The 2,443-nt window shown below is 35.9% G+C and carries 5 protein-coding genes and 1 pseudogene; 4 read left to right on the top strand and 2 right to left on the bottom strand.

Going from position 1 to position 2,443, the window contains the following annotated elements:
- The 4 genes from Q1553_RS07950 to Q1553_RS07935 all read left to right on the top strand — a co-directional run.
- Positions 1–586: radical SAM protein (locus tag Q1553_RS07950; protein WP_300842903.1), on the top strand; the 586-nt coding region annotated here is incomplete at its 5' end.
- Between the two features lie 84 nt (positions 587–670).
- Entirely contained in the window at positions 671–886 is a 216-nt protein-coding gene (locus Q1553_RS07945) for a hypothetical protein (RefSeq protein ID WP_297571398.1), read from the top strand.
- Between the two features lie 110 nt (positions 887–996).
- Entirely contained in the window at positions 997–1,125 is a 129-nt protein-coding gene (locus Q1553_RS07940) for a hypothetical protein (RefSeq protein ID WP_297571399.1), read from the top strand.
- Complete coding sequence (locus tag Q1553_RS07935) at positions 1,126–1,344, top strand: hypothetical protein (protein ID WP_115551387.1); 219 nt, start codon at positions 1,126–1,128, stop codon at positions 1,342–1,344.
- Between the two features lie 75 nt (positions 1,345–1,419).
- Here the strand turns inward: Q1553_RS07935 and Q1553_RS07930 are convergent, their stop codons facing one another.
- Positions 1,420–1,806, bottom strand: coding sequence for a hypothetical protein (locus Q1553_RS07930; protein ID WP_115551386.1), 387 nt, complete (start codon positions 1,804–1,806; stop codon positions 1,420–1,422).
- Positions 1,803–2,443: pseudogene (locus Q1553_RS07925) on the bottom strand (hypothetical protein); the annotation flags it as partial. The pseudogene Q1553_RS07925 and the gene Q1553_RS07930, both read right to left, overlap by 4 nt.

Below are 2,443 nucleotides of genomic sequence, written 5' to 3'. Positions count from 1 at the left end.
TAAGAGGTTGTTTAGCTATCCCTATGCAAGTTTAATGCGTAAGTTTTTCTTAAGAAGTTACTTTCAAAAGCGCGTGTTGCGTGGAATCGTGGATATTCCTTATGTGGAGATTGTTTTGACAACCAAATGCACTTTGCGTTGTGAGCATTGCTGTAATTTAATGCAGTATTTTACTCCAAAGGCGCAATATGTAGGCACTTTGGAAAATATTATTGAAAGTTTAGAGCAGTTGTGTTCCAAAGTTTCTAGCATTAATCGCTTAAGATTAATCGGGGGAGAGCCTTTTTTGTTTAAAGATTTGCCGCAATTATTAGATTATATAGAATCCCAAAAGAAAATTTTGACTTACGATATCTTAAGCAATGGAAGCATTGATATAAAAGAACCTATCTTGCAAAGAATGAAAAAATCAAAAAAGATTCGCAAGGTTTCTATTTCAGATTATTCGCATGTTCCAAACATTCGCCTTAAACAAGAAAGTATTTTTAAAAATCTTAAAAAATATCGCATTCCTTTTTCTTTTTTAAAAGGAGGCACTTGGCATAGATTAGAAAGAATCCACAAAAGGGGTAGAAGCAAGGAGTAAATCATTGCAAATTATTTATCTTGTAGGGCTTCTTGTGTTTCTCTCATCGGCGGGGGGGGGGGGCAAATAGCTCCTAAAGGAGCAATGTTTGTGTGTGCAGCAGCAAGTTCCCTCTCTGTCTTGAAGGGTTTAGAGGAATTTGAGGGGGATTATATTGATTTAACGAACGAAACGGATAGATTTTTGGAATTTTATGCGCAAGACTTTTATAAGTCCTGTGATTATTGTCAGGATTATTCTAAGCCTAGTGAGAAAATCCTTGCAGCGATTCAAACAAGAGAAGTGTTACGAATAGGCTAAAGATAAGCTTAAATAGTATTCATTTAAGATTCTCTTTGTCTATTAAGTTAAAATTAATTTTACTTTTTTTATAATTGAAGAATCCTAGAATCATAAATAAGGAGTAGAATATGAAAAAAATTGTTTTAGGAAGTTTATTTGCAAATTGTTCTTGGACAAATAGTTGTCAGACAAATCATCAATCTATTTATCAAAATGCCGCTTGTAAATATCTTGGTATTTGCAGTTGGAAAAATTAAATGACAATCTATTCTGACGCGTGCGGTAGGGTAATAGACATTACCTTAGAATATCAAACTAAACCTCTGCTTGAAATGCAAGAAAAACTTGCAGAGAGTGAAGAGGAAAACACGGAAGAAGAAAGCAAAAAGAGCGCGCAAGCGGAAGCCTCTCAAATTCCTGTGGAGATAGAATCCCAACAAACCACTTTTCGTGTAAGTTTTAGCTTAGTGGTGTGATGTTCGCAAGATTTTATTAAGTTCAATTATATGGAATCCCGAAGTAGCGAGATTCCATATCCTCTTTTATTGCAGCTAGAGTTTGATAAATTTAAAGGAATCTTGCGCACTTTGGCAATTCGAATCTACTTTGCAGACTTTGATTCCTCTTTCGTTGAAAACGCGCGCAGTATTGGGACAAGCTTTTTTGACAAGCACCACTGCACAATCTTTGATGATTTCACCGAGTATATTGTGTTCTTGTTTGTGCGCCATTTGTTCCTCTGCGCTCATTTCCTCATCTTTATGTGAGCAACCCTCACTTGCCTCTTTGTTACCACGTGGATTTTCACGCAACTCTAATAAATCAATTTTTTTGAACATTCCTGCGCCTTTTTGCTCAAAGATAGCAAAAAAGGGGGTATGTCCTGTGTTGCCAAAGATTTTTAAGCTTTCATCATAGACGGGTACAGCAATTCTCATTGGTTTCCTTTATCCTCAAGATTTTGCGATTTTATATCCTCCAAATGAGCGTATTCAAAGAGGTTTTGTTCGTTGGGGCGATAGGAGAATCGCTCCTCAAACTTTTCTGTTGGGACACCCAAAGTAAGCGCAAAATTATATTTTTCGTGCATTAATTGCTCAAACAATTCTTGATGATTTTCAAAGCAACGCACTTCTGCATAAGGAGCATAAATTTCTTGATAAATTTGTGGGACAAAAAGCATTAAATGCGCCCATTTGGCATACATAGTAAAGTATGCTAAATATTGTTCGTAAAGATTGATGTCCATACAAGCAAGTAAGACTTTATTGGTAGCTCCGGGTTTGGAAATAAATCCACGCTCGTCTAAATATAAAGGTTTGAAGCTTGTGATTCCATTTAGATTGCCCATTTGTACTTCTAAGGAATATTCCTCGCAGAATCGCGCTACACGTGCAAGAGGCTGGATAAAAAGTTTTGGTAAAGGAATCTCATAATCTAAAGTTTTATAAAAGATTTTAATGCCAAAAAGGGAGTAGGAGTTAATCGCAAAAGGTAAATTGGAATCTTCCATTTTGTCTTGGGATAGGAGTTTGATTTCTTGTTGGTTTTTGGGTAGAGAATCCAAATTTAAGC

The sequence above is a fragment of the Helicobacter sp. UBA3407 genome (assembly GCF_949747025.1).
In the GTDB taxonomy this organism is placed as follows: domain Bacteria; phylum Campylobacterota; class Campylobacteria; order Campylobacterales; family Helicobacteraceae; genus Helicobacter_D; species Helicobacter_D ganmani.
Note: the sequence above shows the minus strand (reverse complement) of the source record. Positions and strands in the feature narration are given on the sequence as shown.